Annotated in this window: 21 protein-coding genes; 8 read left to right on the top strand and 13 right to left on the bottom strand. The window is 43.1% G+C overall.

Translation table 11 applies throughout. From position 1 onward, the window contains the following. Positions 1–5: 5 nt before the first annotated feature. From ACZ41C_RS11120 to ACZ41C_RS11095, 6 genes are all read right to left on the bottom strand, one after another. Entirely contained in the window at positions 6–1,439 is a 1,434-nt protein-coding gene (locus ACZ41C_RS11120) for a DUF5723 family protein (protein ID WP_464561441.1), read from the bottom strand. Then, positions 1,436–1,975 carry a hypothetical protein gene (locus tag ACZ41C_RS11115; RefSeq protein ID WP_464561439.1) on the bottom strand — a complete coding sequence of 180 codons (540 nt, stop codon included), beginning with the start codon at positions 1,973–1,975 and terminating at the stop codon, positions 1,436–1,438. Before ACZ41C_RS11115 ends, ACZ41C_RS11120 begins: the two co-directional genes overlap by 4 nt. 61 nt (positions 1,976–2,036) lie before the next feature. Continuing rightward, complete coding sequence (locus tag ACZ41C_RS11110) at positions 2,037–2,726, bottom strand: YjjG family noncanonical pyrimidine nucleotidase (protein WP_464561437.1); 690 nt, start codon at positions 2,724–2,726, stop codon at positions 2,037–2,039. After that, positions 2,719–4,014 carry a polysaccharide deacetylase family protein gene (locus tag ACZ41C_RS11105; protein WP_464561435.1) on the bottom strand — a complete coding sequence of 432 codons (1,296 nt, stop codon included), beginning with the start codon at positions 4,012–4,014 and terminating at the stop codon, positions 2,719–2,721. Before ACZ41C_RS11105 ends, ACZ41C_RS11110 begins: the two co-directional genes overlap by 8 nt. Continuing rightward, positions 4,015–4,713: a RadC family protein gene (radC, locus tag ACZ41C_RS11100; protein ID WP_464561433.1), complete on the bottom strand. Its 699-nt coding sequence runs from the start codon at positions 4,711–4,713 to the stop codon at positions 4,015–4,017. A gap of 109 nt (positions 4,714–4,822) precedes the next feature. Further along, entirely contained in the window at positions 4,823–6,184 is a 1,362-nt protein-coding gene (locus ACZ41C_RS11095) for a UDP-N-acetylmuramate--L-alanine ligase (protein ID WP_464561431.1), read from the bottom strand. A 99-nt stretch (positions 6,185–6,283) separates the two neighbouring features. Here ACZ41C_RS11095 and ACZ41C_RS11090 point away from each other — a divergent pair, with 99 nt between their 5' ends. The 5 genes from ACZ41C_RS11090 to ACZ41C_RS11070 all read left to right on the top strand — a co-directional run bounded on the left by ACZ41C_RS11090 (position 6,284) and on the right by ACZ41C_RS11070 (position 15,729). Then, on the top strand, positions 6,284–6,601 hold the full coding sequence (locus ACZ41C_RS11090) for a cupin domain-containing protein (protein ID WP_138259092.1): 318 nt from the start codon (positions 6,284–6,286) through the stop codon (positions 6,599–6,601). Between the two features lie 155 nt (positions 6,602–6,756). Continuing rightward, positions 6,757–7,542 (top strand): SDR family oxidoreductase, encoded by a 786-nt coding sequence (locus tag ACZ41C_RS11085; RefSeq protein ID WP_464561429.1) that lies wholly within the window; start codon positions 6,757–6,759, stop codon positions 7,540–7,542. Between the two features lie 209 nt (positions 7,543–7,751). Next, a complete protein-coding gene (locus ACZ41C_RS11080) occupies positions 7,752–13,886 on the top strand; it encodes an alpha-2-macroglobulin family protein (protein ID WP_464561427.1) in 6,135 nt (2,044 codons plus the stop codon). A 101-nt stretch (positions 13,887–13,987) separates the two neighbouring features. Further along, the gene (locus ACZ41C_RS11075) at positions 13,988–14,713 is read left to right on the top strand and encodes a carboxypeptidase-like regulatory domain-containing protein (RefSeq protein ID WP_464561425.1); all 726 of its coding nucleotides are present in this window, start codon (positions 13,988–13,990) and stop codon (positions 14,711–14,713) included. Continuing rightward, positions 14,713–15,729, top strand: a complete 1,017-nt coding sequence (locus tag ACZ41C_RS11070) for a transglutaminase domain-containing protein (protein WP_464561423.1) — start codon at positions 14,713–14,715, stop codon at positions 15,727–15,729. Before ACZ41C_RS11075 ends, ACZ41C_RS11070 begins: the two co-directional genes overlap by 1 nt. On the opposite strand, the gene ACZ41C_RS11065 is transcribed toward ACZ41C_RS11070, so the two are convergent. The 7 genes from ACZ41C_RS11065 to ACZ41C_RS11035 form a co-directional block, all read right to left on the bottom strand. Next, positions 15,726–16,460 carry a LytR/AlgR family response regulator transcription factor gene (locus tag ACZ41C_RS11065; protein WP_464561421.1) on the bottom strand — a complete coding sequence of 245 codons (735 nt, stop codon included), beginning with the start codon at positions 16,458–16,460 and terminating at the stop codon, positions 15,726–15,728. The two genes, ACZ41C_RS11070 and ACZ41C_RS11065, sit on opposite strands and share 4 nt — an antisense overlap. Beyond that, positions 16,457–17,527 carry a sensor histidine kinase gene (locus tag ACZ41C_RS11060; protein ID WP_464561419.1) on the bottom strand — a complete coding sequence of 357 codons (1,071 nt, stop codon included), beginning with the start codon at positions 17,525–17,527 and terminating at the stop codon, positions 16,457–16,459. Before ACZ41C_RS11060 ends, ACZ41C_RS11065 begins: the two co-directional genes overlap by 4 nt. A 165-nt stretch (positions 17,528–17,692) precedes the next feature. Next, entirely contained in the window at positions 17,693–17,893 is a 201-nt protein-coding gene (locus ACZ41C_RS11055) for a hypothetical protein (protein ID WP_464561417.1), read from the bottom strand. Between the two features lie 244 nt (positions 17,894–18,137). Next, positions 18,138–18,665, bottom strand: coding sequence for a DUF4136 domain-containing protein (locus ACZ41C_RS11050; protein WP_464561415.1), 528 nt, complete (start codon positions 18,663–18,665; stop codon positions 18,138–18,140). A 31-nt stretch (positions 18,666–18,696) separates the two neighbouring features. After that, complete coding sequence (locus tag ACZ41C_RS11045) at positions 18,697–19,407, bottom strand: ion transporter (RefSeq protein ID WP_464561413.1); 711 nt, start codon at positions 19,405–19,407, stop codon at positions 18,697–18,699. Between the two features lie 12 nt (positions 19,408–19,419). Continuing rightward, on the bottom strand, positions 19,420–20,421 hold the full coding sequence (gene obgE / locus ACZ41C_RS11040) for a GTPase ObgE (protein ID WP_464561411.1): 1,002 nt from the start codon (positions 20,419–20,421) through the stop codon (positions 19,420–19,422). 257 nt (positions 20,422–20,678) lie between these two features. Next, positions 20,679–21,791: an adenylate kinase gene (locus ACZ41C_RS11035; protein ID WP_464561409.1), complete on the bottom strand. Its 1,113-nt coding sequence runs from the start codon at positions 21,789–21,791 to the stop codon at positions 20,679–20,681. Positions 21,792–21,892: 101 nt separating this feature from the next. On the opposite strand from ACZ41C_RS11035, the gene ACZ41C_RS11030 reads away from it, so the two are divergent. From ACZ41C_RS11030 to ACZ41C_RS11020, 3 genes are all read left to right on the top strand, one after another. Continuing rightward, the gene (locus ACZ41C_RS11030) at positions 21,893–23,047 is read left to right on the top strand and encodes a 5-(carboxyamino)imidazole ribonucleotide synthase (protein WP_154918473.1); all 1,155 of its coding nucleotides are present in this window, start codon (positions 21,893–21,895) and stop codon (positions 23,045–23,047) included. Positions 23,048–23,050: 3 nt separating this feature from the next. Further along, positions 23,051–23,542, top strand: coding sequence for a 5-(carboxyamino)imidazole ribonucleotide mutase (gene purE / locus ACZ41C_RS11025; protein WP_138259080.1), 492 nt, complete (start codon positions 23,051–23,053; stop codon positions 23,540–23,542). A 112-nt stretch (positions 23,543–23,654) separates the two neighbouring features. Continuing rightward, on the top strand, positions 23,655–25,697 hold the full coding sequence (locus ACZ41C_RS11020) for a M3 family metallopeptidase (RefSeq protein ID WP_464561407.1): 2,043 nt from the start codon (positions 23,655–23,657) through the stop codon (positions 25,695–25,697). The last annotated feature ends 135 nt before the right edge of the window (positions 25,698–25,832 follow it).

Here is a 25,832-nt window from a genome sequence, read left to right as displayed (position 1 = left end):
TCCACTTACTTTCGGCCCCAAGATATAATATTTAAACCTAACTGAAAAGATGCATAATTACTTGCCGCGATGTTCCCATAGGATAACAGGTTATCTGCCAAGGCATAGAGGTTTATGGGCCCCGCCTGAAGATTGAGTCCAAAACCAAGATTCGTATAGCTGAACTTATCGGCCGTATAGGTTGCCTTCACCGCCAAGATATTGCCTAGCCTCCGTATGTAAAAACCTGTAATCGCCGCTTGTGGACCCCTTGGTCTGTTGATCAAAAAAAGGTGGCCCCCAACGGAATTCCTATATGCGATTCTAGGTGAATTCCCTCCGGAAGGATCAATGGTACAATCGCAGTCTTCAGCTGACCCTTTGGGCAGTCCAAAATCATACCGTAATGAAGCATTTACTTTGGTAGGCCTAAAGGTCAAATAGGCCGAATTATTCTCTTCAAAAGGTACCAGTTCCTCGATTTCATCTACGAGGTCCTGCCAATAATCCCGATTCAAATTCGATAGTTCACGCAATACATTTATCTGGATTCCCTCTGAACTGGCAATTCCATTCAGCGAATAATTTTGGGTATCCCCACTATGATAAATAAACCCCAGATCCAATACACTGGCAGTAAATACCGTTTGTTCATTAAGCCGATATGAAAATCCCAAATCTACACCCAGACCCAAATCTCCTCCAAAAAGGGCCCGTTTCATTATTGTATTCCCGGTTGTTTCATTGTCCGATGCTTCATCCAATTGCCCGAAACCGGATGTTCTTAATTGCAGATCGGCATTTAAGGTAGTATTGAGAATGTTATTCTGCCCTTCCGTGTTGACCAAATAGCCACTGTTTCTGGTGGAATTATAATCCACGATACCCGAATATAGTTTCCCCCTCGCGCCAATTGTCAGGTTTTTGTCCACCTTCTTGTTCACCCCCAAATGATAGACCGCCACCAAGGAACCCCGCGTTTTCAAATCCCCCAAGTCAAACCTTCTGTTCAGCTGATCGGCATTACCGTCAAATATCAACTGGGCATAATCCCTTGGCCAATAGGTAATATTATCAAACTCCAAATAGGCCCCACCGGAATAAAAAAGATTGGGATTGCCACTTCTAAACCCAATGTTGAGTATTTCAACTTGGACATTGCCACTAAATTCATCCCTGCGCCCCATGCCGAATACCATTCTATCCCTAATCTTATCGTTGATGTCCAGTCCGTCCTCGGCAAAAATATCATTAACGGAAACCCCATTGGAACCCACATAGCCAGAAATCCCTGAAATCATTGGAATGCCCGTATACCATTTAAAATCGCTCTCCACACCTGGATTCACCATCAAGGATTGGGGAATTTCATTAAAATCGTAAAGAATCTGCTTGTTCTGGGCCCGTAGAAAATTGCATGACAAGACCGCTAGAATGCTTATGGAAAGGATTCGCTTCATTTTACCCTGACCGTAAATTTTGCACTGGAACGAAGTTCGATGGCCGGATCCGGCAAACTGGAGGTACTGGTATTGTCCCCAAGGTTTCTGGCGCTCAGCCGTATCTGGGAGGTATTCCTAAGAATATCAAGACTTTTGTCCGCACCGCCATACGCCACAACCCGGGTCAACAGGGCCGTTGGTGCGGCATCCATTTGGAAGAACTCGGTGTCCAGAACATCCCCATTCTCGTTCAAAAACTCTATGGTTATCTCAATTTCCTTACTTGTAGTATTTTCCAATTCATAGGTTATGGAACCTTCCAACACCCTTTCGGCAAAAATATCCTCTTCAAAGGCGTCAAAATTGAAATCCTGGGTAAAGAAACTGATGCCCGTAACCCTATTTATTATCGATTCCTGGGTCTTTACGTAGAAAATACTGGTTTCGAAAGTGGGGGTTATGGTCAGGTCGTCATATTGACCAAAGTCCTGTTTATCGGAACAGGAAACCAACAATACAAGCCCAACGAACAGAAGACCTATTTTTCGTAACACATTCATCCTTTGGAAACAATTACCGGATAGGAACGTCCTATCCCATTTAAGAGATATAACTCTATAAATAGGTTTTTATTTCCCGAAGCTGCGTGATAATGGGGGCATGGTCATGAAAGGGATCTCCATGGGCATTGAAATGTAAGGTATGCAGACCAACAGATTTGGCTCCAAGGATATCCGCTTCCAAACTATCCCCGATCATCAAGGATTTCTGCGGATGGACTTTTGCTCTATCCAAGGCAAGTTCAAAAATGATGGGGTTGGGTTTCTTCACCCCCGCCATTTCGGAATCCACGATGTGTTCAAAAAAATGGTGTATACCGGAATTCTTCAACTTTTTTTCCTGAATTTCCTGAAACCCGTTGGTAATGATATGTAGCCGATACCTAGGCCTTAGATAGTTGAGCACGGCAACGGTATCCGGAAACAAATGGGTGTAGGACGATAAATGATTGATGTACTCGCTGGACAAACTATGTATTACCTCATCTGAAACGGGGTGTCTTAGTTGGTCGAAAACCGTTTTTAAGCGTTGATATCTAAGAGCTTCCTTGGTTATTTTCTTCTCCCGATACAATTTCCAGAAAGCCAAATTTGTGGGTACGTACACCCTTAAAAAATCCTCAAGTGGGATTTGGATACCGTGTTCTGCCAATATTCTTTCAAAGGTTAGGGACGAGTTCCGCTCAAAATCCCAAAGGGTATGGTCCAAATCAAAAAATACGTCCGTGACGAGATTTTTAAACATGGTACTTTGTAATTAACTGATGGTACACATCCTTCCAATCGAAGGTATGGTCAGAACCCAACAATTCGTTCGAGAATACGGATATAAAAGTACCCTTTACCAATTTTATTTCATTGTAAATAGCGTCCATTCTGCGTTCCAATTCCTTTTTCTTATGGATTTCCCTCAGGGCATAATCATGAAGTACAAAAGGAAAGACCTTTATGGGTTGCTGTACTTCCAAAGGAATATCATAAAACTGAAAGGGCGTACAGGTGCCCGCCCTAAACCCTATTTGATAGCTATAGCCCATGGTAAAATCATCCGTGAATTCCGCGGCAATCAAATTTCTATAGGTTTCCGGAACGTCCACCCGATTGTAGCGCATTCTGGAATAGTTTACCGGTCTGTTGACGACGTCCTCCAAATTATGTTTTTCGTTTTTCAAAAGTTCCACATCGTTGAAAGAACTATAGGAAGCCGCCAAGGCCACAGTGGAATAATCACCAATATACTTAATCAACGACCTAAAATTGATGCTATTTGTGGATACGTTTTTATCGTATTTGGAGTAGTTGGCAAACTGAAAAAAGAAAATACTATTGATTTTCAACTTTTTGTGCCACTCTATTAAGGTGGCGAAATTGTCATACGGATCTTTTTTAATGTTCAGTCCCACCGCAATTCTTTCTATCAGCCTTTTTATCCTGAACGTTCCCAGATCCAGTAAAAATCCGGCAGCCCCCCGTATAACTCCCCTATTCGCATAGCAATGGGAAGTGGTTACGTCTATCAAGGACAAGAATTTATATTTTCTAGGCCCCTGGACCAAAACTGGAAACCGTTCCTTTAGTATCACGAAGAGTTTCATCGCCCAAATATCCACCACCGGGCGTTCCAAGAACTTATGTTCATAGGCCAGACTTCCCTTGGACGGAAAACGCCCGTGGGCATCCTTAAAGTGAGGTAAATACTCCTCATACCGACTGATCAGGTAAAATGAAGCCGCGAAAATGTCGAAAGGCAGACTACTGCGTTCCCCCGCAAAGAAAAAACAGGGAACATTGTCCCAACTCATTACATTGATATCCACATCGTTAATACCTTGTTCGAACAAAAGGTCGTGACTGCGCACGAAGAACTCGTTCTGTAATGGCTGTTTGGTATAGGTTATCTTTTCATTCTTATGTTTTATGAAATCCTCCACCTTGGTAGTAAAACCTATTTCTATACCCAAAATCCTGGTAAATACCTGCTTCATGGTGTACGTTAGGCGAGGTGTGATTTTATGGGTATAGATCAATAACATTTACAACAATTGATTATCGGCAAAACTAAAATATTCCTTTTGTGTGATGATCAGGTGGTCCAGAACACGAATGTCCAAAGACTCCGATGCATTTTTGATTTTTTGGGTAATTTCGGTATCGGCCTGACTCGGTTTTAAGGTTCCCGAAGGATGGTTGTGCGCCAAAATCAGGGCCACGGCCCCTAATTCTAACGACTGTCTCATAAGCAAACGAACGTCTACCAAAGTTCCTGTAATCCCGCCCTTGCTCAACTGGGCCTTGTGCAATATCTTGTTGGAATTGTTCAAATACAAAATCCAGAATTCCTCGTGCTGCAGTTCACCCATGATGGGCTGCAGGACTTCAAAGGCATCCTGACTACTGCCTATTTTCTCGATTTTTAGGAAACCCTCCCCTCGTCTCCGCCTGCCCACTTCCAAAGCTGCTGAAATGCTAATGGCCTTGGCCTCACCAATACCCTTGAATTTCATCAATTGCTGGATGGAGAGCTTTCCCAATTCGTTCAGGTTGTTATCCACGGAAGCCAATATCCGTTTGGAAAGTTCCACGGCGCTTTCCTCTCTGTTTCCGGACCCTATCAAGATGGCGATTAGTTCCGCATCGGAAAGGGCGGAACGTCCTTTATGGAGTAGTTTCTCCCTAGGTTTATCGTCGTCGGACCAATTTTTGATTGAAAAAGAAACGGGCTTAGCTTCCATATTCCAAATATACTGAACTAATTTTTTCAGGTTGGCAATATCGTAATCACGGATGTATAAAGATGCTCTTTATTATTGAACATGATTCTTCCCGGAAAGAAATGCGCACCTAAACATTTTCAATGGATCGGGTCAGTTCGCCCAAATCCAATCCGCCGTAATTACCTGAACTCATCAATAAAAGTGTCGTATTGGAATAATCCATATGTTGGATGAACGCATGAAAAGATTCCGCATCCGTAAACACTTTCAGGTCCTTGCGAGCAAAAGCCTCCATAATCTGTTCCGGGGTTACTTCCTTCAACTTTTTAATGGCCACGGATTCCGGCAAAAAGAAAATAACGGCCTCGTCCGCCAGATTCAAAGCCCCCTTGTATTCCTTCAAAAAATCTGGATTGAAACTACTATATGTATGCAGTTCCAAACAGGCCACCAACCTTCTATCTGAATATTGTTCCTTCACGGCCGTGGTGGTGGCCATGACCTTACTGGGCGCGTGGGCGAAATCCTTAAAAGCAATACAATTCTTGCCCTCTGCTATTTTCTCCAACCGCTTGGAAGCACCTTTAAAAGTAGCTATCGCTTCATAAAAATCAGCCTCGTCCACGCCCATGTTCTGACAGATCCATTTGGCTCCCGCCAAATTGCTCAGGTTGTGCTTGCCAAATACCGAAATAGGCATAGGTCCTTCAGGCGTTGACAACAAAGTTTCCCCATTCACCACCTCATAATCGGGTGTGCTATACGGGAGTTTTCTGATTTGGTTTTCAGAAGCTTCCACAACTTTCTTAACTACCGGGTCCTCCTCATTGAAGGTGATACTGCCACCTTCAACGATGCTATCTACAAAAATCCGAAACTGCTCCACATAATTTTCAAACGTTGGAAATACATTGATGTGGTCCCATGCGATTCCGCTCAACAGGGCAATATTCGGTCGATATAAATGAAACTTAGGCCTCCTATCTATGGGCGAGGATAAATATTCGTCCCCTTCCAAAACAATGAAATCGTTCTCCTCAGTCAAATGTACCATTCTGTCAAAACCTTCCAATTGCGCTCCCACCATATAGTCCACGGGTATCTGATGGTACTTGATCACATGCAAGATCATAGAAGTAATAGTCGTTTTGCCGTGGCTACCGCCTATTACAACCCGGGTTTTGTTTTTGGATTGTTCGTATAGAAATTCGGGATAGGAATAAATGGTCAGTCCAAGCTCCTGGGCCCTTAACAATTCCGGATTGTCGGCCTTGGCATGCATTCCAAGTACCACAGCGTCCAATTCCTTTTGGATTTTTTCAGGAAACCATCCAAACTGTTCCGGTAATAAATCCTTGGCTTCCAATCTGGATTTTGACGGTTCAAAAATAACGTCGTCGCTTCCGGTAATTTGGTAACCTTTGTGTGCCAAGGCCAAGGCCAGGTTGTGCATGGCACTGCCACCTATGGCAATAAAATGTATTCGCATGATTCTAAATTATGGGGTAAAGATACAGATTGACGTTAGCAGCGCAAACCATTTTAAGGCCTGTGATATTCTTTTTACCTTAGGACTAAAATCAAAAAAATGGACTTGAACCTGGAAACCATCGCGTCAAAAGAAATCATGCCCGGATATCACGGGAAATTGGTGCACGCGGAAACCATGAGTATCGCCTATTGGACGGTCGATAAAAACGCCGAAGTCCCGGAACACTCGCATAGGCACGAACAGGTCATGCACGTGCTGGAAGGCACTTTTGAGTTTACCTTGGATGGCACAACCAAGGTTTACAAACCGGGTGACATCGTAATTATAGCACCACATAAAAAACACAGCGGAAAGGCATTGACACACTGCAAGCTCATGGATGTATTTTGTCCGGTAAGGGAGGAATATCGATAGGCCCCCTTGCTCCCAAAGGGAGAACTAAATTCAAGTTCAAATTCAAATATCATGTTCAAAAATGATATAATTTACTGATATAGAATGTAGGACGTGATGTTCAAATTGATTTTCCTTATAACTATAGACTTTTAACTCATAACTATTAACTAAGAATGAACATATCTCTCATAGGAAAAAAAGCCCTGGTTGGCGGTAGTAGCGGCGGAATAGGGAAGGCCATCGCCATGCAGTTGGCGGAAAGCGGCGCCAGTGTGACCCTGATGTCCCGAAGCGAGGAAAAATTAAAAAATATCGTATCACAATTACCAACCGACCATGGTCAGGTACATCAATATCTGACAGTGGATTTCTCCGATTTTCAATCGTTCCAAAAAATCATCACAAATTATTATAGTACTTATTCCGTGGATATCCTCGTAAACAATACCCAAGGACCTCCTGCGGGTGGTGCCTTGGAAAAGAAGGTGCCGGATTACCAGGAAGCCTTTGACCTGCTCTTTAAAACCGTCGTTCTCACCACGGAATTGGCCCTGAAAGGGATGATGGAAAAAAATTGGGGACGGATCATCAATGTGGCGTCCGTTTCAGTGAAGGAACCACTTTCCTATTTGGCATTGTCCAACTCTATTCGCGCAGCCGTAGTCACTTGGGCCAAGTCCCTGGCCACAGATGTGGGCAAGTACCAAATTACCGTTAACAATGTACTTACGGGGTATTTTGATACGGACCGTATCGCCCAGCTCAACGCCAAAAAAGCGGAACAAATGGGCGTTCCAGAAAGTCATGTGCGCAGCGAAATGGAACAAAAAGTTCCCCTACAGCGCATTGGCGACCCAAAGGAATACGGCTATTTGGCTGCATTTCTAGCGTCGGACAAAGCCGCATTCATTACCGGAACGAACATCCCCATCGATGGCGGACTCCTAAAAACATTATAGTAGTATCGATTAAAGAGGACACATCGATCACTGACTAACCCAAAAGGCCTGTTTACTCATTTATCATTGATAGCTCAATCGGTTTGGCACACTTTTGTTGTGTAAATTTAGCATGATGAAACCCTCATCGAGGGATTTGTTTTGGCAAGTTATATACCTATACAAAAGGAAATATTTTAAAATCAAGTCTTTGATCCAATCCTAAACGCATGAAAAAGATTTCTATAATCCTAAGTATACTTCTGTTCTCACAACTAATGAACGGTCAAGAAGCCAATATGTCCTATAATGAACTCTGGAACCAGGTACTGAAACTTGAAAAAGACCAACTTACCCGTAGTGCCTATGATCTGGTCCAAAAAATCTATCAAAAAGCCGATGGTGAGAAAAACGAAGTCCAACGAATAAAGGCCCTGTTGTTCACTTCCAAGTACCTATTGATTCTGGAAGAAGATGCCCAACTTTCCGTTATAAACAAGTTTAAAACCGAAATTAAAAAGGCGTCCTTTCCCAAAAAAAACATCTTGGAAAGCTATCTCGCCAATCTCTACTGGCAGTATTTTCAGCAAAATCGCTATCAATTCTACAATAGAACGGCCACCGAAACCAAGGTCGATTCGGTCGATTTTAGGACGTGGGACCTAAACACCCTGTTCAAGGAAATCGATGTCCGTTTTCAAAAGGCTTTGTCGGATTCAAAAGCACTCCAAAAAACCGACCTCCAAGAATTTAAGGAATTGATCGAGACCGAGGAAGGTTCTGAAATGTATAGACCGACATTGTACGACCTCCTGGCCTATGACGCGCTGAATTTTTACAAATCCGATGAAAACAGCATAACCAGACCTACCGAGACATTTGAAATCGATGCTCCGGATTACCTGTGTGATGCCTATTCTTTCACACAACTGAATATCCCCACTCAGGATGCCACTTCCTTGCAGTCAAAGGCCCTTCAACTGTATCAGGAACTGGTTTCCTTTCACTTTTCGGACGCCACGTTGGAAGCCCTGACCTTGGTGGATATCGAACGGTTAAATTTTATACATGCCAATGCAGTTTTCTCCGATAAGGATGATGTTCTGGAGAAAGTACTATTAGAAAGTGCCGAAAATATTAGGCACCATGAGACATCGGGACTATACACCTACGAATTGGCCAAACTGTACAAAAACCAAGGCGATAGGTTTACGCCGGATGAACCCCAACACCGATGGAAGTTAAAAGAGGCCATTGAACTTTGTGATCAGGTCATAAGCCGATATCCAGATACAAGAGGCGCCCAACTATGTGAATATCTCAAATCACAGATCCTGGCACCATCCCTGCAGCTGCAAACTGAGAAATACATTCCCATTGCGAAGCCCGCCAAGCTTTTGGTCAATTACAAAAATAGAGCGTCCTTGGATTTGCGAGCCTACCCAATTTCGAACAAACAGTGGGAAGACCTGAACAACCTGTATCCTGAATCCGAAAAACTGGAATTCATTCAAAAACTAAAACCATCCAAGGAATGGTCCGTCAACTTGATAGATGAGGGCGATTATCAACTTCACAGCATCGAAATTCCCATGCCGGAACTTCCAAATGGCCAGTATTTGATTTTAGCCCTTTCTAAAGAGAATGACCTTGACAGTTTTGCCTACAGCGAGGTTCAGGTTACCAATTTGGCACTGCTACAAACAACGAGTGAAAACCAACATCTTTTTCAGGTGGTGGACCGAAACAACGGTGCCGCCAAACCCGGGGCCAAAGTGACCCTATACCACCGCGGCAACCTGATTTTGTCCAACAGCAAAAATTTTACTACCGATAAAAATGGATTTGTACGTATCCCGTTGGGAGGAAAAAGTCTGTCCGTTGAGCAAATAAAAGTGGGTTACAAGGACGACCGGGCGAATTTCGGAAACACCTACATCCGTGAAAAAAATAGGAAAAACAACGGGCCGGATGTGGTTCTTAAAAGCTTTTTGTTCACGGACCGAAGCATCTATAGACCGGGCCAACCGCTCTATTTCAAAGGGGTACTGATCAAGCAAAACGAAAATAAATCTACTCTGGTAACCAATCAAAAGGTAACGGTTGAACTATACGACGCCAATGGCGAAAAGGCAACTGAATTGGAAGTGCAGACGAATGAATTCGGCTCCTTTCAAGGCAATTTCACCATACCAAATACGGGACTTACCGGACAGTATTATTTATCCGTTATCGGACCTACAGGCCTGGTACGGGAATACAGTTACTTTTCGGTCGAAGAATACAAAAGACCCAAATTTGAGGTCGGTTTTGAACCCGTCACCGAGGTATTCAAAGTAAACGACTCCGTCACCGTAAAGGGCAATGCCAAATCCTTTGCGGGTAGCAACATCACCGATGCCAAGGTCAGTTATCGGGTAACGCGAAGCGTCAATTACCCCATTTGGTTTTCGTGGCGACGTGGCCCTAGTTATTGGGGAGAAAGTCAGGAAATAGCCCATGGGGAGCTACAAACGGATAACGCAGGAAATTTCAGTATTGATTTTAAGGCCCTACCGGACCTCAAGGCATCCAAAGAAAATCTTCCCGTATTTTCCTATGTAATCACTGCCGATGTAACCGATATCAACGGCGAAACGAGAACGGCAACCACCACGGTCAACGTGGGCTACCATGCCATGACGGCCAATATTCTTTTGAACGAGCCCCTGAACAAGGCAAACAAAGAAAATACGATCACAGTCACTATTCAAAACCTCAACGGACAAAAAGTATCCGCCAAGGGATTGCTGAAAATGTACAAATTACAGGCCCCCGAACATGTGCTCAGGCCCAGGCCATGGGAAGCGCCGGATTATCAATATTGGAGTAAATCTGATTTTAAGAAACTTTTTCCACATGAAGCCTATGGGCAGGAACATTCGGTCGAATCTTGGGAGAAAGGCACCTTGGTCTTTGAAACCGAATTTGATACCGGAAAAAGTGAATCCATCGAACTACCGAACCTTAAAAAATGGGAAACCGGAAGTTACCTCATTGAAGTGGAAAGTACCGATGTCTTTGGTCAGGAAGTCACCGCCAAAACGACTACAAAACTGATAGATCCCAAGGAAAAAACCCTACCTGACAATCAACTATTCCACGTAGAAACCGATAATCAGAGCTATCAAACCGGCGACGCGGCAGAAATCACCTTTTTTAGCAATGCAAAGGATTTGAACATTACCTATTGGGTGGAAAAGGACGGTGAGCGCATCAAGACCGATATCCTAACCGTGAAAAAAGAGTGTGAATCCATCAGCGTTCCGGTAAGGGAGGAGGATTTGGGAGGTTTTGCCGTGGGCTACAGTTTTACGGCCTACAATTCCTTCCATTCGGGAACCGTTCTGATACCTGTACCTTATCCTAATACCGATTTACAAATAGAGACTGGTACGTTTCGGGATAAAATCGCCCCAGGAACCGATGAAACCTGGAGTTTCAAAATAAAAGGCCCCAAAGGCGAAAAGGTTTCCGCGGAATTGTTGGCCAGTATGTACGACGCTTCCTTGGATCAGTTCGTGTCCCATAATTGGTATTTCAATCCCTTTTACAGACCAACATATTATTCGCGTTCGTACGTAAATGCCTATCTGAGCTTTGGTACCGAAAATTTTAGGGATTATTTCAATCCAACCAGGTTTTATAAGGAATTTCCGGATATACAATTCGACAAATTGGAGTGGTTTGGGTTAAATTTTTGGGACAATAGGAGATTCCTAGGTTATGCTTCTGGAGTGATGCGGAAAAGTAAAATGGAAGCCCCGATGTCCATGAGCGATGCTATGGATGCCGATGTGAGTTTTGAGAGGGAAGCACTCGAGGAAAGTGTCGTTATGACAAGTAGTAACGGGGAAAACTCAAAACCTAGTGAGGAAAACGACGGAGAGCTGGACTTTGAGGATGTCATAATCCGCGAAAACCTCCAGGAAACGGCCTTTTTCTTTCCGCAGTTGACCACGGATGACGAGGGGAATGTTTCCTTCAATTTTACCACGCCCGAGGCCTTGACCCGCTGGAACCTCCAATTATTGGCCTATACAAAGGATTTAAAATCGGTGACCAAAACCCTATCCACCGTCACCCAAAAGGACTTGATGGTACTCCCCAATCCTCCAAGATTCTTGCGGGAGGGCGATACGATTACCCTAAGTACTAAAATCGCGAACCTTTCTGAGAATCCCTTGGAAGGGATGGGACAATTGGAACTCACCGATATCCTCACGGGAAAATCCATAGATGCGGAACTTGAAAACATTGAAAAACAAAAGCCCTTTCGTGTTGTGGCCAAGGGAAACACGCAAATTTCCTGGACATTGACCATACCCAAAGGCGTTCAAGGGGTTCAATACAAAATCGTTGCAAAGTCGGATACTTATAGTGACGGTGAGCAAGGTGCCTTGCCTGTGCTTACTAACCGAATGTTGGTTACGGAAACCCTGCCCATGTGGGTGCGCAGCAATGAGGACAAGACCTTTGTTTTGGATAAGCTGAAGAACGTTTCCTCGAAAACGCTCGACCATCAGAAATTGACCTTGGAAATTACTTCCAACCCAGCTTGGTATGCCGTACAGGCCCTGCCCTACCTTATGGAATATCCGTATGAATGCAATGAACAGACTTTTTCCAAATACTATGCGAATACCTTGGCGAGCCATATCGCGAATTCCAATCCACGGATTAAACAGGTGTTCGACCAATGGGCCAACTCAGATGCGCTTTTGAGCAACTTGGAGAAAAATCAGGAACTCAAGTCCCTTTTGATCCAGGAAACACCGTGGTTGCGGGATGCGCAGTCGGAAACCGAGCAGAAGAAACGTTTCGGACTTTTGTTCAACCTGAACAAAATGAGGAACGAACAGGAAATGGCCTTACGAAAATTGCAAGAGGCCCAATTGCCTTCGGGTGGATGGCCCTGGTTCAATGGGGGCCGTGAAAATAGGTTCATAACCCAACACATTGCCATCGGTTTTGGGCATTTGGAGAAACTTACCGGTTCAAGCTCAAACTCAAATACAAGTTCAAGTACAAACTCAAATTCAAATACAAGTTCAAGTGCAAACTCAAATTCAAGTGGAAGTGCAAGTTCAGAGGCAAGTTCAATGCTGGAATCCGCTATTTCCTATTTGGATGCCGAATTTGTATCCGAATACGAGCGTATGAAAAGGTATTCCAAAGATCTTTCCAAGGACCATTTGAGTCCCAACCAACTCCATTTCCTGTACATGCGCAGCTTTTTTAAGGATGTAAAAACCTCGAAAAAAGTGCAGGACATTATGGAATACTATTTGGGCCAGGCGCGGAGCTATTGGACCGATAGAAATTTGTACTCAAAAGGACTTATAGCTTTGATATTATATCGGGCCGGAGATGAAGCATCGGCCCAGAAAATCCTGCGTGCCTTGGAGGAAAACAGTGTACAATCCAAGGAATTGGGTATGTACTGGAAAGAAAACACGCCTTCTTGGTATTGGCATCAGGCACCCATTGAAACGCATTCCCTATTAATTGAAGCCTTTTCGGAAATTGGGAACGACACCAAGACCATTGACGAGCTAAAAGTCTGGCTATTGAAAAATAAACAGACCAATCAATGGGAGACGACAAAGGCCACAAGCAATGCGGTCTATGCACTTTTATTACAAGGGAGCGATTGGCTGTCCGTCACCGATGCCGTTGATGTAAAAGTAGGCTCCATAGAAATTGACCCAAAAAAACTAGAGAACGTCAAGATAGAATCCGGTACCGGGTATTTTAAAACCTCCTGGAATTCCCAGGAAATAAGTCCTGAAATGGCAACGGTCCGTATTCAGAAGAAAGGGGAAGGAATTGCTTGGGGCGCGCTTTACTGGCAGTATTTTGAGGATTTAGACCACATCACCCCAGCGGGAAAAGAGGCCGGCAAGGCCTTGGAAGTAAAGAAAAAGCTCTTCCTGAAAAGGAATACGAACCATGGGGAACTCCTGACCGAAATCAAGGAAAGTACCCAACTGAATGTGGGAGATCTGGTTCGGGTGCGGATCGAGCTGAAATCGGACCGGGATATGGAGTTCATCCACCTAAAGGATATGCGGGCCGCCGGTTTTGAGCCGATCAATGTGCTCTCCCGATACAAATGGCAGGACGGACTTGGGTATTACGAAAGCACCAAAGATGCCAGTACGAACTTTTTCTTTGACTTCATGCCCAAAGGCGTATATGTTTTTGAATACGACCTTAGGGTCAACAATTCGGGGAATTTCAGTAATGGAATCACCTCTATCCAGAGCATGTACGCCCCGGAATTTACCAGTCATAGTGAAGGAATTCGGGTTAATGTAGAATAATTTTGACATTTCCCTCATCCAAAGGCGTATTTGCCTAAAGGGTGGTTTTACATGTTTTGTAATGAATATAGTTTAGGGACAAACCTTTAAACGTATTTAACATGAAAAAGTCATTACAAATCTCCGTCAAACAACCTTGTTCAGAAAATTTTGCTACTTTTAAAAAGACCGAGCAGGGAGGTTTTTGCAACAGCTGTCAAAAAGAAGTTATCGATTTTACCGGACTATCGGATTTGGAAATCGTACAGCATTTTAATAAGTACAATGGCAGAACCTGTGGCCGCTTCAGGACCTCCCAACTCAAGAACTATGAATTTGAATCCGTTGGCATCATGAACATGAATATCTTTCCAAAAAGTTTTGGCATTGCCAGTTTTTCGCTTTTGGCGCTGTGCACGACCGCTCCTGTACAATCCCAGGAAGTCGTCGAAGCCTCTCCAAAAATGGAAATGGTAATTTCCCAAAAAGTAGGCAACACAAGGGTTGTGGCCGAAAACTACACCGTACGTGGAACCGTTTTGGATGAGACCGATTTGCCCTTGCCGGGCGTTAATGTCATACTCAAAGGAACTTCCATAGGCACGACTACCGACTATGATGGGAAATTCGAGTTTCCGCAAAAACTGGAAGCCAACGACGTCTTGGTCTTTAGCTATATTGGGTACGACACCAAAGAGTATAAAGTAGTACCCGGTCAAAACGATACCATCGATATTACCATCGTTTTCGATGCCACTGATATCGAGCTCATGGGCGATGTAGTGGTAGGTGGCGCTTACAAATCCAAGAGAAACATTTTCCAAAAATTCATCGCACTCTTTAAGTAATGCGATTGGTATTCCTATTGCTGCTTTTTTACCATGCTATCGGTTTTGGACAATTTGTCAATTTAGATGAAGCCGATTTTTCCAAGGCCGATAGCATCGCTTTTTCATATAAAGGACATAGCCTGAAGAACCTACCGGTTTTGACCCATCAACTAACGAAAGACCTAACCACAGACGAAGAAAAATTCAGGGCTATTTTTACATGGGTCTGCACCAACATTGAGAACGATTACCAATCCTATCTGAAAACCCGGAAAAAAAGGAAGAAAATACAAAAGGACAGAGCAGGTTTTTTGGAATGGAACCAAAGCTTTACCCCCAAAGTATTTGAGAAATTGGTTACCGAAAAAAGAACCGCCTGTACGGGATATGCCTACCTCATCAAGGAAATGGCCAACTTGGTAGGATTTGAGAGCGAAATCGTAAACGGTTATGGGCGGACACCCACCTTGCTTTTGAGTGAAAACGACCCGCCCAATCATTCATGGAATACGGTACAGCTGAACGGTCAATGGTATTTGTGCGATGCCACATGGGCTGCAGGAAGAATCATGCTCGATGCCGAAGGACCTCATTTCGAACCCGATTATGATGATGTCTACTTCCTACCGAATCCTGAATTGTTTGCTAAGAACCACTACCCGTTGGAACCGGAATTGTCCCTATTGGAAGAGTTACCAACCCTAAGTGATTTTATGGAAGCACCGGTGATTTATAAAGAGGCTTTTAAATTCGGCATTGCACCAAACCTACCCAAAAAAATGTATTTGGAGGTTTTACGGGATGTAAACACTTCTTTTGAATTCAAAATACCTGAGGGTTTGGATGTGAAACAATTTAGGCTTGCCCTCAATAATGGCGGAAAGGATGTAGAAGTTCAGCCAAAGATCACCTTTTTGGAACCTGGAAAAATTCAAATGGATTATACCTTTAATCGGACCGGGTTATATGACACCCATATTGTATTTAATGGTGACAAAATAGCCACGTACGTCGTAAAGGTCCGTAGAAATTAAAGGCTCATTTTGTCCTTGAAAAGGTAGGATTGTCTTCGTGAAACTTCAATTTCCTCACCATTGGCCATGGTCAGTTTTAGTTTTCCATTGAACCAAGGCACCACATTGGTGATAAAATTGGTATTGATAATCTGCTGCCGATTGGCCCTAAAAAAATATTTTTCCGGGAGCTTATCTTCTACTTGGTTCAAGGATTTGTACAACATTGGTTTTTCATCCTGAAAAAACACCCGGGTATAATTGCCCACGATTTCAAAATGGGAAATATCACCCACCTTTATAAGCCAGCATTTTTCCCCGTCCTTGATGAAAATTTGATTGTTACCCGTCAATCGTTCCGTATTTTCCTTTGTGGTGGCTTCCCTATTTTTACTGAGTTTTTCCTCCACCTTTTCTATGGCCTGTGCAAAACGTTTTTCATTGATAGGTTTTAACAAATAGTCCAATGCGTTGTATTCGAAGGATTTTATGGCATATTCATCAAAAGCGGTCGTGAAGATGGTAATTGGAACCTCATCCAGCATCTCCAACAGTTCAAATCCGTCCTTTTCCGGCATATTGATATCCAAAAAAAGGAGATCGGGATGCTCATCATTGATGAGGGCGAAACCATCATCTACATTTTCGGCCTCGCCGATAACCTCAATTTGTGGATAGCCCTTAATGAGTTCTTTCAACTCGTTTCGGGCAAGCCTTGAATCCTCTACGATGACTGCTTTAATTTGGCTCATGAGAAGGGTATTTTTATGGTCGCAACAACTTCGCCATGTATTTCCTCAATGGAGAAATTGGCCTGATCCCCATATAGGAGACGTATTCGTTGCTTGATGTTCTGAAGACCTAGCTGCGTGGAACCCTCGGCTATTTGTAATGTTCCTGTATTCGCAACTTTGATCATCAAATTCCCATTCTCCATACTGGTTAGCAGTTTTATGGTACCTCCGGACTTAAGGTTGGAAATCCCATGTTTTGCCGCGTTCTCCACCAACAATTGAATGATCATTGGAGGTATCTTTTGCTCCAAAGTCTTTTCCTGGACTTCCTTTATGAATTCCAAACGATCCTCGAACTGGATTTTGGAAAGTGCAATATAGTTCTCCACCATTTCCAGCTCTTCCGCTAAATTTATGGCATTGACATTGTTTTTGGTAAGGGAGTACCGGAGCATCTCCGAAAGCTTGGTGAGCATATCCCTCGATTTTTCTACATCCTCCAACATAAGTCCGCGAATATTGTTCAGGCTGTTGAACATAAAATGCGGGTTTATTTGTCCTTTTAAGGTATTCAACTGTGCCTGTCTCAAGGTCGCATTGAGCTCGGCACGCTCCACCCTGTTTGCATTCAATTTTGCCGCAATTTTTACCGATAAGTAAAAAATAGTCCAACCGAAAATGGTAATGAAGGAATTGATCATCAACAAACCGATTCCAAAATCCTTGTACATTTCCGGCACCTTAACATCCTCTTCCCCATATTTACCCATATAGTAGCCCGTACCGTAGGAAAGTCCAAAATAAATTAGCGACACCACTGATATCCCAATCAGTATTTTTATAATCTGTCCTGTTCCAAAGGCATCAAAATTGATGATGCTTTTTAGATAATATCGCAATAAACTTGTGGAAAAGACACCTATCAAAAAGGTGGACAAAAGACCGTATTTGAAAAGGTTGGTGGCTTTGTAACCATCAGTATCCGGGGTAAAGGCATAGGCAATAAAGACCAAACCTCCCCAGGAAAGGAGCTGGACCAACCAAAATGAAATCGCCCATCTGTGTTTTTTAATAAAGGAAGCCATAAGGGTATTAAAAGGTAACTATAGGGGGAACAAAAATAGTTTCAGCCTATTTGGCTGAAACTAAAATAAGATTTGAATTACCAATACCATAATAAATTTTACAATTGCAATCATGCTATTTGTTTTTTCGATTAATGGATTCGGTTCATGAATATCTTTCCTTCCTTACACGTTGGCTTCCTTATTTGGAATTTCCACTGTGTTTTCCTTGTTCAAGAGGGATACGCCCACCAAGGTCAATCCCGCATACAATGGGAAAAAGTAATTCATAAGGTTTAAATCTTTCAAGGCTCCTATCAGGGATACCATTACGGTAAGAACCCCAATTACCAATACTGTTGCTTTTGTTTTGTCGATAGTTTTCATGATGTTGTTTTTTAATTGATTAATACTACGATGTAAAACTACAGGTCCTTGGGGGAGAAACTAAAAGGTTTATGACGAACGGTAGAAAGTCGTCACCGAACGGAAGTTTTATCTTACCAAAATGTAATAAACTGAAATACAATACTTTAAACCCTTACAAATGACGCTACCATACCTCAAAAACCCCATAAACTAGGGCTTGGCGAAGAAATGCGGGGTATTTAAAAAAGTCTTTTGAAAGCCTTTATTTTTTTGTTTTGGGGGGATACTCGTCAAATATCTTTGAAATCAATTCCTGCATCTTTTCCTCTTTTACGGCCGGTGGGGCACCTTCCTTATAAGGTTGCGTACCTATGGCTTGCCATACCATGGTATTCTTTCGAGCATCGATAAAGCTAATTTCAATCTCCCGGGTAAGATTGGGACCTCCAACAGGAATCCCAAGGGAGACACCTCCACCAAGACCTGCATTACCGCCACCAAGTCCAACGCCCACCGTATTTCTTGATCGGGCTTCATAGATGATACTTTTTACATCGATAAGGATATCGGGTTCTTCGGAAAACTTTAGGCCCTTTGCCTGAAGGGTAATATCCATGGCCTTGAAAAAACGTTTTTCGTCCAGTTCCGGAATTCCGGTCTGCATATCTGCAAAATAATTATAGGTGTTGTATCCTGAAAAATCGGTTTCCCGCTCATAATCGTAGTGTACCTTTATCGTTCCACAGGAAACCAACAGTAAGGCAAGCAGCAGTGTTGTTATATATTTCATCCTGAATATTTTACTTTAAGATAATAAAAATTCAGTCCTCCTCTTTCCTGTCCACACTTTTTGTGAGCGCCGATGAAATTATTCCTGTTGGAATTGCTACAATACCCAAACCAATCATCAAAATAAAAAAAGTAAAGATCCTACCGCCCACAGTTATTGGATATACATCGCCGTAGCCAACCGTAGTTAATGTAATTATTGCCCACCAAAGACTATCAAAGACCGATGAAAAATGCTCTGGTTGAGCCTTGTTCTCAAAATAGTAGATTCCTACTGCGGAAAAGTAAATCAGAATAAGGGTGACAAAAAGAAATAGCAAAATCTCTTCCTTGGCCATGACTATGGCCCTTGTAAAGTGTTTAATCGCCCTATTGTAGCGCATCAATTTGAGCATCCTGAACAAGCGAAGGAACCGCAAGGCCCTCAAGGATCGCAAATCGATACCCAATGCAAGGTAAAAAGGGAGAATTGCTAAAAAGTCAATGACACCGTAAAAACTAAATATAAATTGGGTCTTTTTATCGGCAACGTATATGCGTAACAAATACTCCAGGGTAAAGACAGTGACACAAAAAACCTCAATGCCACGGAGTAGAATAAGGGTTTGTGGTTCCAAATCAGGTACCGTCTCAAAAGAAAAAGAAATAATGGATACTAAAATTAAAATCTGGATAAAGTAGGCAAAGAATCTGCTCTTGGGATTATCATTTAACTCAACAATATTTTTTAAATACCGCTTCATCAATAATAAATATTAATCATTCAGCATTTGCCAAAGTTTATCCTTTAGTTCCGTAATGCCTATTTGCGCTACTGACGAGATGAACATGTAGGGAATTCCCTTGAAATCCACATCCAGCTCCTGTTTCATTTCGTCCATCAATTCGGCATCCAACATATCACATTTGGAAATAACGATCAAACGCTCCTTGTGCAACAATTCCGGATTGTACCGTCGTAATTCATCCAATATAATCGCATACTCCTGACTGATGTCCTTGCTATCGGCAGGAATCAAAAACAGCAAAGTGGCATTGCGTTCTATATGTCGCAAGAAATAATGTCCCAGACCTTTTCCCTCCGCGGCACCTTCTATGATTCCCGGAATATCGGCCATGACGAAACTCTGAAAGTCACGGTACTCCACGATTCCCAAATTGGGCTTCAGTGTGGTGAACTCATAATCGGCGATTTTGGGTTTTGCCGAAGTTATTACGGAAAGTAGTGTGGACTTTCCTGCATTTGGAAAGCCTACCAAACCTACATCTGCCAAAATCTTTAATTCCAATAGAAAATACCCCTCCTGCCCGGGAATCCCCGGCTGGGCATACCTAGGGGTTTGGTTGGTGGATGTCTTAAAATGCCAGTTTCCAAGGCCGCCCATACCGCCTTCCAGGACAATTTTTTCCTCACCATGTTCGGTAATCTCAAAAAGCACCTCGTCCGTATCCGGGTTTTTGACAACGGTTCCCAAGGGCACGTCCAGAAAAACATCGGCACCATCCGCCCCTGTACTTCTGCTCTTGCCCCCGTGCTCGCCATGGCCTGCCTTGAAATGCTTCTTGAACTTGAAATTGACCAAAGTCCAAAGATTTTGATTGCCCCTTACGATTACATGACCGCCGCGACCACCGTCTCCCCCATCCGGGCCTCCTTTTGCCACATATTTCTCACGGTGTAGGTGCATAGATCCCTTGCCACCGTTTCCGGAAGCCAAATGCACTTTTACATAGTCTACGAAATTACCATCGGTCATGTTGAATATGGTGTTTTAATCGCCTACAAAGCTACGCAATTAAGCATGAACGACGGGCAATGGGTTTATGACAACGGGTCATAAAAGTAATGGAGGTATATTAAATAGGCTAAAGCTATGAGAACGACCGCCAGCATGGAACCGCATCCAATAATAAAACAGCTCTTTAAGGCATCCTTGGGCCTTATCACCTCCTCTGCCATGGGTTCTATTCGATTTTAAGCCGATTAAACTTCGGCAATTATAACAATGTGTGACTATGCTTTTAAGGAATCGATTACCGCTGTTAGGCGTTGGGTAATCTCATCTATAGAACCGATACCGTTCACACTGTGAAATTTATGCTGGTCCTCGTAATACTCTTTTAAGGGTGCCGTTTTTGAATTGTATTCCTTAAACCGATTTTTGATTTTGCTTACATCCTGATCATCTGATCTACCACTGACCTTGCCTCTTTCCAACAACCGTTCAATAAGAATGTCATCGTTGGCCTCCAGGGCAATGGTGGCGTCTATCTTCATATCCTTGGATTCCAAAAAGTTATCCAAGGCTTCCGCTTGGGCGGTAGTACGTGGAAATCCATCGAAAATGAACCCGTCCGCATCGGGATTCTTATCCACTTCTTCCTCCAACATCTTTATGGTCACTTCATCGGGTACCAAATCGCCTTTATCAATGTAGGATTTGGCCAAGGTTCCCAATTCCGTTCCGTTTTTGATGTTGAACCGGAAAACGTCTCCCGTAGAAATATGCTTTAAATTATACTTTTCCTTTAAATATTGAGCTTGTGTGCCCTTGCCCGCTCCCGGTTTGCCGAAGAGTACAAGATTGATCATATGTTTTTGGTTTAATTGGTATACTTCCTTAAGGTTCCTTCCTAATTCCTTGTAATCCAGTCCATAGCCCACTATGAATTTATCAGGGATTTCAAGCCCCACATAATCTATGGCATATTCGCCTTTGTAGACTTCCGCTTTATAAAAAAGGCTGGCGATCTTAAATTCCTTCACCTTGGTGTTGCTGAACAAATGCACCAGTTTTTGTAAAGTGCGTCCGGTATCGATGATATCCTCCAAAATGATAATACTGCGGCCTTCAATATTATCGGGAACGTCTAACAGGGTTTCCACGATCCCGGTTGAGGTAAGCCCTTGGTAGGAACTTAGTTTTACAAAAGACACTTCGCAAGGATGCGGATACGCCTTTAGAAAATCGGAAACGAACATAAAGGCTCCGTTGAGCACCCCAACAAAGATAGGGTTTCCATCCTTATAGTCCACGGCAATTTCCTCCGCCATACGCCTTACAGCTCCTTGGATCTGTAATTCGCTGAGGAAAGGTTTGAAAAATTTGTCGTGTAAGCGTATCAATTTTAAAAAATTATCAAGGTTGGCAAATATAGGGTTTTGCCCCGTGTTTTTGAATAATGGGAATCAGGATTCTAAGATTTAACCGTATTTTTGCCTTCGATATGAACTATTTTTCTTCCGATTTTAAACTAGGTATTCTTGGCGGAGGCCAATTGGGCAAAATGATGCTCTACGAAACCCGCAAGTGGGATGTTTGGACCAAGGTATTGGACGCTTCCCCCGAAGCTCCCTGCAATATTTCCTGCAACCAATTTGTACAAGGCGATCTACTTGATTACGACACGGTCTATGATTTTGGCCAAGGTCTGGATGTACTTACCATAGAAATTGAAAATGTAAATCTGGACGCTTTGGAGCGATTGGAAAAAGAGGGGCTAAAGGTGTTTCCACAACCAAGGGCCCTGCGTATCATTCAAAACAAAGCCAAGCAAAAACTTTTTTATGTGGACCATGAAATCCCAACGGCTGAATTTCAGCGCTTTGCCTATTTGAGCGAAATTGAGGACAGTGTCCAAAACGGTGGATTGAAACTGCCTTTTGTATGGAAGGCAGCACAATTTGGCTATGACGGCCAAGGGGTAAAAGTGGTCAGGACACTATCTGATTTGGAAGGCCTACCCAAAGGCGAATGCATCGCAGAAACCATGATTCCGTTTAAGAACGAACTGGCGGTCATCGTGGCGCGGAATAACAGCGGGGACATAAAGACATACCCTGTTGTGGAAATGGAATTTCATCCGGAAGCGAACCAAGTGGAGTATGTTATCTGTCCCGCCAGGATTGACGATAAAGTAGCCGCCAAGGCTAGGGAACTTGCCTTAAAGGTAGCTGAAAAAATTGGCTTGACGGGTCTATTGGCCGTTGAGATGTTCCAGACCCAAGACGATCAAATATTGGTGAACGAAGTGGCCCCAAGGCCCCATAATAGTGGGCATTACAGTATTGAAGCTAGTTATACCAACCAGTTTGAACAGCACATTCGCTGTATCTTGGACCTACCCTTGGGTGCTACGGAAAGTAAAGTGGCTGGAATCATGGTCAATCTAGTGGGTGCAGAAGGGTATACTGGCGATGTGGTATACGAAAACATGGAGGAAATTTTAAAGCTAGAAGGGGTGACACCGCACATTTACGGAAAAAAACAAACAAGACCTTTCAGAAAAATGGGCCATGTGACCATTGTCGATGAAAATATGACCCGAGCAAGACATGTAGCACAGGAGGTAAAGGAAAAAATCAAAGTAATAAGTAAATAAGTTATGAGTAAAGTAGCCGTAGTAATGGGCAGCACCAGCGACCTACCCGTAATGCAGGATGCCATAGACATTTTAAAAGGTTTTGACATAGAGGTGGATGTGGATATTGTATCGGCCCACAGAACTCCTGAAAAACTGTTCGACTTTAGTAAAAACGCCCATAAAAACGGATATTCTGTAATTATCGCTGGCGCCGGAGGGGCTGCACATTTACCGGGTATGGTAGCATCCATGTCGCCGTTACCTGTTATTGGAGTGCCTGTTAAAAGCAGTAACTCCATAGATGGGTGGGATTCCGTTTTGTCCATTCTACAGATGCCAGGAGGCGTTCCTGTGGCCACCGTAGCACTGAACGGGGCCAAAAATGCAGGAATACTCGCCGCCCAAATTATAGGCAGTTCGGATAAGTGTGTTCTGGACAAAATCATCTTTTACAAAGAAGGTTTGAAACAAAAAGTGATTGAGGGGGCTAAGTCGGTTCGCAATGAAAAGTGAAAAGTGAACAATGAAAAGTGAACAGTGGATAGTGGACAGTGAACAATGATAAATGATAAAATAACTTATTCAAACTCTTAACTCTTAACTCAAGAAAAAATAGCTTACCATCATGTCGCAATCCCAAACAGAAAAAAACAATCCCCTACTCCAACCATTTGACACCGCACCTTTTTCCAAAATAAAGACCGAACATTTTAAACCCGCCTTTTTACAGGCAATTAAGGATGCAAAGGCCGAAATAGATGCGATTACGGGCAACACAGAGGAGCCAACGTTTGAAAACACCATTGAGGCCTTGGAATTTGCGGGTCAACAATTGGACCGGATTTCCAGTGTTTTTTTCAATCTCAATTCCGCTGAGACGAACGATGATATCCAAAAAATCGCCCAAGAGGTTTCGCCCTTGCTTTCGGAGTTCAGCAATGACATTACCCTCAACGAAGCCTTGTTCAAAAGAATTAAAGAGGTCTACGGAAAAAAGGACATATTAGGTCTGGATGTGGAACAAAAAACCTTGTTGGAAAAAAAATATAAAAATTTCAGCCGCAACGGGGCCAATCTACCAGAAGATAAGAAAAAGCGATTGCGACAGATAGATGCCGAGCTTTCCAAGCTTACGCTAAAATTTGGTGAGAATGTCCTTGCCGAAACCAACAAATACCAACTATATCTTACGGACGAGGAAGACTTGGATGGGCTGCCCGAAGGTGAAAAGGAAGCTGCCGCACAATTGGCAATGGCCAAGGGAAAGGATAACGGCTGGATGGTCACCCTGGATTATCCCAGTTACATCCCATTTATGAAATATGCCAAAAATAGGGAATTGCGAAAGGAACTTTCCATAGCCTTTGGCAGCAAAGGGTTTCATAATGACGCGTTGGACAATCAGGAAAACGTGCTCAAAATTGCCAATCTGCGTTTTGAAAGGGCTCAATTGTTGGGCTATAAAACCCATGCACATTTTGTGCTCGAGGAACGTATGGCGGAAAGTCCCCAAAAAGTATATGATTTTCTAAACGAAATCCTAGAAAAGGCCAAACCCGCCGCAGAAAGGGAGTTCAAGCAATTGGCGGATTTTGCCAAAAATCTGGATGGCATTGAGGTACTTGAAAAATGGGATGGCAGTTATTATTCCGAAAAGCTGAAACAAAAGTTGTTCGATTTGGACGATGAAAAACTAAAACCCTATTTCAAACTGGAAAATGTTATCGATGGGGTTTTCAAGGTGGCCGAAAAACTGTTCGACCTTAATTTTGAAGAGGTAACGGACATCGACAAATATCATGAGGACGTAAAAACATACAGGGTGTATGACGGGGACGGTAATTTTATATCGCTCTTTTATGCCGACTTCCATCCAAGACCCGGAAAACGCGGAGGTGCATGGATGACATCCTTTAAATCCCAATGGAAAAGAAATGGTGAAAACGTGCGTCCACATATAAGCAATGTGTGCAATTTTACCCCTTCGACCAAAAGCAAGCCCTCCCTGCTTACATTCAATGAGGTGACGACGCTGTTCCATGAATTTGGACACGGGCTGCACGGCATGTTGGCGGACACCAAATACCCAAGCCTTTCAGGAACGTCCGTGTATTGGGATTTTGTGGAACTGCCTAGTCAGGTGATGGAAAATTGGTGTTATGAGCAGGAAGCCCTCGAGCTATTTGCCAAGCATTATGAAACCGGGGAGATAATCCCCATGGAACTCATCACCAAAATAAAGGAATCTGCCACGTTTCAGGAAGGTATGCAAACACTTAGACAATTAAGTTTTGGACTGTTGGATATGTCATGGCACGGCATAGACCCTTCCCAAATTATTAATATAAAAAAACATGAGGACGAAGCTTTTGAGGGCACTAAATTATATCCTGACACCCCCGAAACTTGCATGAGCACCTCGTTCTCACATATTTTTCAAGGAGGATACTCTTCCGGGTATTATAGTTATAAATGGGCCGAAGTCCTGGACGCCGATGCCTTCGCCTACTTTAAGGAACAAGGGATATTCAATAAGGAAGTGGCCTCTAGGTTCAAGGAACATGTGCTGTCAAAAGGTGGCACGGAAAACCCGATGGTACTTTACAAACGTTTTAGAGGTGCGGAACCCAAAGTGGAGGCGCTCTTGGAAAGGGCCGGATTACTATAGCCATTTTTTGGAAGAGAAATTCGTAACATTTTTAAAAAGTCACTCCACACAACATTTTCAAAACGGTTGACCACATAAAATTTTATGTGCAGAAAGATGATACTACTTTGTGGACCTAAACCACAAACCGTCTGT

The organism is Maribacter sp. C-4077, from assembly GCF_055378385.1.
The sequence above is the reverse complement of the archived record's forward strand: the minus strand, read 5'-3'. Positions and strand labels throughout refer to the sequence as shown.